We start from the raw sequence: 6871 nt of genomic DNA on the forward strand, positions 1-6871 counted from the left end.
GGGTTGCTCAGCGCGAGAACATCAGCGCGCGCTTGACCTCCTGGATCGCCTTGGTCACCTCGATACCGCGCGGGCAGGCGTCGGTGCAGTTGAACGTGGTTCGGCAGCGCCACACCCCGTCGACTTCGTTGAGGATGTCGAGGCGTTCGGCGGCCGCTTCGTCGCGGCTGTCGAAGATGAAGCGGTGGGCGTTGACGATCGCCGCCGGGCCGAAGTAGCTGCCCTCGTTCCAGAACACCGGGCAGCTGGTGGTGCAGGCCGCGCACAGGATGCATTTGGTGGTGTCGTCGTAGCGGGCGCGGTCGGTCTGGCTCTGAATCCGTTCGCGGGTGGGCGGATTGCCGCTGGTGATCAGATACGGCTTGACCGCGCGGTAGGCGTCGAAGAACGGCTCCATGTCGACCACCAGGTCCTTTTCCACCGGCAGCCCGCGAATCGGTTCGACCGTGAGGGTCAGTTGCTTACCGGGCTTTTTGGGCAGCAGGTCACGCATCAGCACCTTGCAGGCCAGCCGGTTGACGCCGTTGATCCGCATGGCGTCCGAGCCGCAGACTCCGTGCCCGCACGACCGCCGGAAGGTCAGCGTGCCGTCGAGGTAACCCTTGATGTAGATGAGCAGGTTGATCAGCCGGTCGCTGGGCAGGCACGGCACCCGAAAGCTTTGCCAGCCACCGGTTTCGGTGTACCGCTCCGGGTCATCCGGGTTGAACCGGGCGATCTTGACGGTCACCATCACCGCGCCCTCGGGAACGGGCGGCAGCGGTCTGTCCGGCAGGTCCGGCGCCGGTTCGGTCTCGGCTACCTCGCCTGAGCCCACAGTGTCGCCTTCGGCCATCAGTACTTCCGTTCCTTGGGTTCGTAGCGGGTCTGCACGACGGGTTTGAAGTCCAGCGTGATGTCGCTGAGCAGTTCGGTGCCCTGCTTGTATGCCATGGTGTGTCGCATGTAGTTGACGTCGTCGCGGTTGGGGTAGTCCTCGCGGGCATGCCCGCCGCGGGATTCCTTGCGGTTGAGCGCGCCGACCACGGTGACCTCGGCCAGCTCCAGCAAGAAGCCCAACTCGATGGCTTCCAACAGGTCACTGTTGAACCGTTTCCCCTTGTCGTGCACGCTGATTCGGGAGTACCGCTCCTTGAGTGCGTGGATGTCGGTGAGCGCCTGCTTCAGGGTTTCCTCGGTGCGGAACACCGCGGCGTTGTTGTCCATCGTGCGCTGCAGCGCGCCGCGGATGTCGGCGACCCGTTCGTTGCCGTGTTCGGACAGGATGTCGTTGACCCATCCGACGACCATGGCCGCCGGGTTCGGCGGCATCTCGACGAAGTCGTGGCCGCGCGCATAGTTGGCCGCGGCGATGCCGGCCCGGCGACCGAACACGTTGATGTCCAGCAGTGAGTTGGTGCCCAGCCGGTTGGCGCCGTGCACCGACACGCACGCGCACTCGCCGGCCGCGTATAGGCCCGGGACGGTGTGGGTGTTGTCCCGCAGCACCTGCCCGGTGACCGTGGTGGGGATGCCGCCCATCACGTAGTGGCAGGTCGGGTAGACCGGGACCAGCTCGTGCACCGGATCCACGCCCAGGTAGGTGCGGGCGAACTCGGTGATGTCGGGCAGCTTGGCCTCCAGCACGTCCGCACCCAGGTGGCGCACGTCGATGTAGACGTAGTCCTTGTGCGGGCCGGCGCCGCGGCCCTCCAGCACCTCCAGCACCATCGAGCGGGCGACGATGTCGCGGGGAGCCAGGTCGACGATGGTGGGGGCGTAGCGCTCCATGAAGCGTTCACCCTCGCCATTGAGCAGTCGGCCGCCCTCGCCGCGCACCGCCTCGGAAATCAGGATGCCCAGGCCGGCCAGTCCGGTCGGGTGGAACTGGTGAAACTCCATGTCCTCCAACGGAAGTCCCTTACGGAAGACGATGCCGATACCGTCGCCGGTCAGCGTGAGCGCGTTGGAGGTCGTCTTGTACATCCGGCCGGAGCCGCCGGTCGCGATCACGACGGCCTTGGCGTGGAAGACGTGGATGTCGCCCGTCGCCAACTCGTAGGCCACCACCCCGGTCGCGACCGGACCGCTGGGAGTGTGGGTGAGTGCCAGGTCGAGTACGTAGAACTCGTTGAAGAACTCCACGTCGTGCTTGACACAGTTTTGGTAAAGGGTCTGCAGGATCATGTGGCCGGTGCGGTCGGCGGCGTAGCACGCCCGGCGCACCGGAGCCTTGCCGTGGTCGCGGGTATGTCCGCCGAAGCGGCGCTGGTCGATGCGGCCCTCGGGGGTACGGTTGAACGGCATCCCCATTTTCTCCAGGTCCAGCACCGCGTCGATGGCTTCCTTGCACATGATCTCGACGGCGTCCTGGTCAGCCAGGTAGTCGCCGCCCTTGACGGTGTCGAAGGTGTGCCATTCCCAGTTGTCGTCTTCGACGTTGGCCAGGGCGGCGCACATGCCGCCCTGAGCGGCGCCGGTGTGGCTGCGGGTGGGGTAGAGCTTGGTCAACACGGCGGTGCGGGCCCGCGGACCGGCCTCTACCGCAGCGCGCATGCCGGCACCGCCCGCGCCGACGATCACCACGTCGTATCGGTGTTGGTGAATCACCGCCGCCGCCGACGATGCAGAGCGAAGCGATGAGGAGGAGGTGGCGAAAACATGTGGGCCTTTCAGGAGATGTTCGCGTCGAAGGTCAGCAACACGTAGCTGCCCAGCACCAGCGTGAATGTCATCGACACCGCCAGCAGCGAATTGAGCCAGAACCGGGTGGATTCCTTGCGGCTGTAGTCGTCGATGATGACGCGCAGGCCGTTGCCGCCGTGCAACTGCGCCAGCCACAACAGCAGCAGGTCCCAGGTCTGCCAAAACGGTGAGTTCCAGCGCTGCGCCACGTAGTTGAAGTCGATGCGATAGACGCCGTTGTCCCACATCAGACCGATGAACAGGTGACCCAGGGCCAGGAACACCAGCACCACTCCGGAGAACCGCATGAACAGCCAGGCGAATTTCTCGAAGTTGGGCATGCCGGCGCGGCGCCGCGGCGACCGCGGATTGTCCAGGCTGGCTGGCCGGTCATGGGTGCGCTGCAGCACCGGCGCGCGGCGGCTGTTGCCGGTGTGCGGGTTGAGCTGAACGCCGGGGCTGCTCATCGGAAGTGCTCCCACATGTGGATGCCCAGCACCACGGCCGCGGGTACCAGGATCAGCAGCCACACGATGCCGACGACACCCAACATCAGCCGCTGATAGCGCGGCCCCTGCGACCAGAAGTCGATCAAGATGATCCGGATTCCGTTGAGGGCGTGGTAGGAGACCGCAACCACCAACCCGAATTCCATCAGGCCGACGACCGGCGTCTTGTAGGTGCCGATCACCGAGTTGTACGCCTGGGGGCTGACCCGGACCAGCGCGGTGTCCAGGACGTGGACGAACAGGAAGAAGAAGATCGTCGCGCCGGTGATGCGATGCAGCACCCACGACCACATGCCGGGGTCGCCGCGATAGAGGGTCCGTGGTGGCCGCCGTTTGCGTGATGATCCGGGGGCAGGTTCAGGCCCCTTTGTGGGCGCTTCCGGATTCGCGGTCGTCGCCTTGGTATTCAGACCGTCCTCACCGCCTTCCAAACCCCGTAAGAAACGGCATCAAACAGCTCTAGCCGGGCAATCGAGCTTAACTTGACCAGGTCCGCGGGCGGTACCGACAGTCCGATCGCAATCATGTGTCGCGTGGCCATTCGTGGTGGACGCGGTTCGTGTCGTCGGGGTTAAGGTTGCTTACCGAGGTCGGCCCATCGTCGAGCGGGGTTGCGAATGCCTGATGTCGATTGGGATATGCTGCGCGACAAGGCAATTCAGGTTTCAGCCGGGGCCTATGCACCGTATTCACGGTTCCCGGTCGGTGCGGCCGCGCTGGTTGACGACGGCCGTGTCGTCACCGGCTGCAATGTCGAGAATGTCTCCTACGGCCTGGGCCTGTGCGCCGAGTGCGGGGTGGTGTGCGCCTTGCGCACGACCGGAGGCGGTCGGCTGGTCGCGTTGGCGTGTGTGGACGGCGCCGGGTCGGCATTGATGCCGTGCGGACGGTGTCGTCAGCTGTTGCTCGAACACGGCGGCCCGGAGCTGTTGATCGACCATGCGGGCGGGCCGCGTCGGCTCGGCGAACTACTGCCGGAACCTTTCCGTGCAGATCTTGCGGCCGATCCAGCGGATGAGCCCGGCCGCGAATCGTGGTGACCCGCTCGAATTTTGACGGGCTGGCAGTTTAAAGATCTCATGGCAAATTTATGAAGCAGTGATAAGACCGTGATCAAATCGTGATCAACCTCATTAGGGTCGCCCGTGATAGGGCAGTGATTGGTTCGTAATAAGGTTGTGATCGAATGAATATGTCATATGTGACTGCCGTACCTGAGGCGCTGGCGGCGGCGGCCAGGGATATCACCGGCATTGGCTCGACCCTGAGCGCCGCGAATTCCGCGGCAGCGGTGCCGACAACAGGGCTGCTGGCGGCGGGCGCCGACGAAGTGTCGGCGGCCATCGCGGGTCTGTTCAGCTCGCATGCCCGGGAATACCAAACACTGAGCGCCCAGGCGGCGGCATTTCATGACCAGTTCGTCAATGCATTGACCGCAAGTGCGAGGTCGTATCTGAGCACCGAGGCGGCCAACATCGCGCCGTTACGCAATGTCGTGCAAGGGCTGCTCGGAATGCTGGGCGCACCGGCCGCCGGCAACGGTGGTCAGTCGGTGGCAACCGGCGCCGGCGGGCAAGGCGGGACGGCCGTAGACGGCGGCAGTTCCGCTCCGGGGACCGGTGGCGGGACGGCCGCCGTCTATGGTCGCGACGGGAGCGCCGCGCCGATCGGCACCGGTGGCACCGGCGCCGCGGCGGTCAGCCCGAGCTCTGCCAACACGACGACCTCGGGTAGTGGCGCCACCGCCACGGCGGCTGCGACCCCCGCCCTGACCGACACCGGTGCCAGCGGCACCGCGGCGGTCAACCCGACTACCGCCGCCCCGACGAGCACGGCTGCCCTGGCAACTGCGGCCGCGACGACGACGTCCACCGCGACGACCGCCGCCAGCACCGGAGGCACCGGGGTGACGGCGACGTACACTCCGACGGCACAGTGGAATAGCGGCTTCACCGCGAATTACACGATCACCAATACGGGTACGACTCCGCTGACCAACTGGCAGCTTCAATTCGACTTGCCGACAAACGAATCCGTCACCAACCTGTGGAATGGGCAGGTGTCCCAATCCGGCACGCACTACACCGTCACCTCCGCCAGCTACAACGGGACGATCGAACCCGGCAATTCGGTCACCGTCGGATTCCAGGCCGCGCAGAACGGCTCCTACTCGCCACCGACGCATGTGCTGGTCAACGGACAACCCGTCGGCGGTGACACCGGTGGTACCGGCACTGGTACGAGCACCGGCGGCACGGGTACCGGTGGTACCGGGACCGGAACGGGCACGGGCGGTACTGGCACCGGAAGCACTGGCGGCGCCGGCACCGGTGGTACGGGGACCGGAAGCACCGGCGGCACCGGCACCGGAAGCACTGGCGGCACCGGTACTGGCGGCACGGGCACCGGAAGCACTGGCGGCACGGGCACCGGCGGCAGCGGGATCACGGCGACATACGCGCCGACATCGCAGTGGAACAACGGCTTCGTCGCCAACTACACGATCGCCAATACCGGCACTGCCCCGGTAACCGACTGGCAACTCCAATTCGACTTGCCCGCAAACGAATCCATCACGAATCTGTGGAACGGACAGGTCGCCCACTCAGGCACCCACTACACCGTGACCCCCCAGAGCTATGACGCCACCATCGCGCCCGGCAGCTCGGTCACTGTTGGTTTCCAAGCGGCGCAGACCGGCTCATACGCGCCGCCCACGAATTTGCTGGTGAACGGACAACCAGTCACCGGCGGCACGGGCACCGGCGGCACCGGCACCGGCACCGGCGGCACGGGCACCGGTGGCACGGGGACCGGCGGCACCGGCACCGGCACCGGCACCGGCGGCACGCTGATCACGTCCCAGTACGGAACGACGACAATCCAGAACGCCTATGTGGTTCAAAACAATGCATGGAACAACCCGGGTGGACAGTCGATCAACGTCACCCCCACCGGGTTTTCCATCGCCACCGAAAACGGCTCTGCCCCAACCAACGGCGCACCGCTCGGATACCCGTCGATATACGACGGCTGGCACTACGGCACCGGTTCGCCCGGCACCAACCTGCCCATTCAGTTGGGCCAGATCCAGACTGCCACCAGCAGCATCAACTACACCTACCCCAGCAGCGGCATCTATGACGCTTCCTATGACATCTGGCTGAATCCCACGCCCATCACAACCGGCGTCAACCAGCAGGAAGTAATGATCTGGTTCAACCACCAGGGCCCCATCCAGCCGGTCGGCTCCGTGGTGGGCAACACCACCATCGACGGGCAAAACTTCCAGGTGTGGAAGGGCAGTAACGGCCAGAACAACGTGGTGTCCTACGTCGCGACCACACCGATCACCTCCTGGAACAACTTCGATGTGATGGGGTTCATCGACCACACCCAAACCTTGGAGCCGGTCACCGACTCGTGGTACCTGACCAGCATCCAAGCCGGCTTCGAGCCCTGGAGCGGCAGCGTCGGCGCGGGGGTGGATTCGTTCTCCGCCCTCGTCAACGGCGTTTAACCCACCCGCGGGCATGCTCACCGGCGCCGCGCTGCACACTCCGGTCACCACCGCCCCTAACTCGACCGCCACGGTGCAGCCGCTGGCCTATGTCCACCCGGAACCACGACCCAGCGGCGCATCCGTAGCTTCCCCACCGCCCCTGTTCGACCCCGGCGACGCCGCGCACACCCTGAAC

Annotated in this window: 5 protein-coding genes and 3 pseudogenes; 4 read left to right on the top strand and 4 right to left on the bottom strand. The window is 65.6% G+C overall.

Going from position 1 to position 6871, the window contains the following annotated elements; translation table 11 throughout:
• Positions 1-7: 7 nt before the first annotated feature.
• The 4 genes from BST40_RS09745 to sdhC form a co-directional block, all read right to left on the bottom strand.
• Entirely contained in the window at positions 8-835 is an 828-nt protein-coding gene (locus tag BST40_RS09745; RefSeq protein ID WP_075546818.1) for a succinate dehydrogenase iron-sulfur subunit, read from the bottom strand.
• Positions 835-2589 (bottom strand): succinate dehydrogenase flavoprotein subunit, encoded by a 1755-nt coding sequence (gene sdhA / locus BST40_RS09750; protein WP_075546819.1) that lies wholly within the window; start codon positions 2587-2589, stop codon positions 835-837. Before sdhA ends, BST40_RS09745 begins: the two co-directional genes overlap by 1 nt.
• A 62-nt stretch (positions 2590-2651) precedes the next feature.
• Positions 2652-3131, bottom strand: coding sequence for a succinate dehydrogenase hydrophobic membrane anchor subunit (locus tag BST40_RS09755; protein WP_075546820.1), 480 nt, complete (start codon positions 3129-3131; stop codon positions 2652-2654).
• Entirely contained in the window at positions 3128-3583 is a 456-nt protein-coding gene (gene sdhC, locus BST40_RS09760) for a succinate dehydrogenase, cytochrome b556 subunit (RefSeq protein ID WP_082275372.1), read from the bottom strand. The genes BST40_RS09755 and sdhC overlap by 4 nt, the downstream gene beginning before the upstream one ends.
• Before the next feature lie 207 nt (positions 3584-3790).
• Between sdhC and BST40_RS09765 the strand changes: the two genes are divergently transcribed.
• From BST40_RS09765 to BST40_RS32840, 4 genes and pseudogenes are all read left to right on the top strand, one after another.
• Positions 3791-4213 carry a cytidine deaminase gene (locus BST40_RS09765; protein ID WP_083154098.1) on the top strand — a complete coding sequence of 141 codons (423 nt, stop codon included), beginning with the start codon at positions 3791-3793 and terminating at the stop codon, positions 4211-4213.
• Between the two features lie 152 nt (positions 4214-4365).
• Positions 4366-5364 (top strand): annotated as a pseudogene (locus BST40_RS31565) (PE domain-containing protein); the annotation flags it as partial.
• 267 nt (positions 5365-5631) lie between these two features.
• A pseudogene (locus tag BST40_RS33175) lies at positions 5632-5922 on the top strand (cellulose binding domain-containing protein); the annotation flags it as partial.
• A 153-nt stretch (positions 5923-6075) separates the two neighbouring features.
• Positions 6076-6672: pseudogene (locus BST40_RS32840) on the top strand (GH12 family glycosyl hydrolase domain-containing protein); the annotation flags it as partial.
• Positions 6673-6871: the final 199 nt, after the last annotated feature.

It is taken from the genome of Mycobacterium persicum (assembly GCF_002086675.1).
Lineage (GTDB): Bacteria > Actinomycetota > Actinomycetes > Mycobacteriales > Mycobacteriaceae > Mycobacterium > Mycobacterium persicum.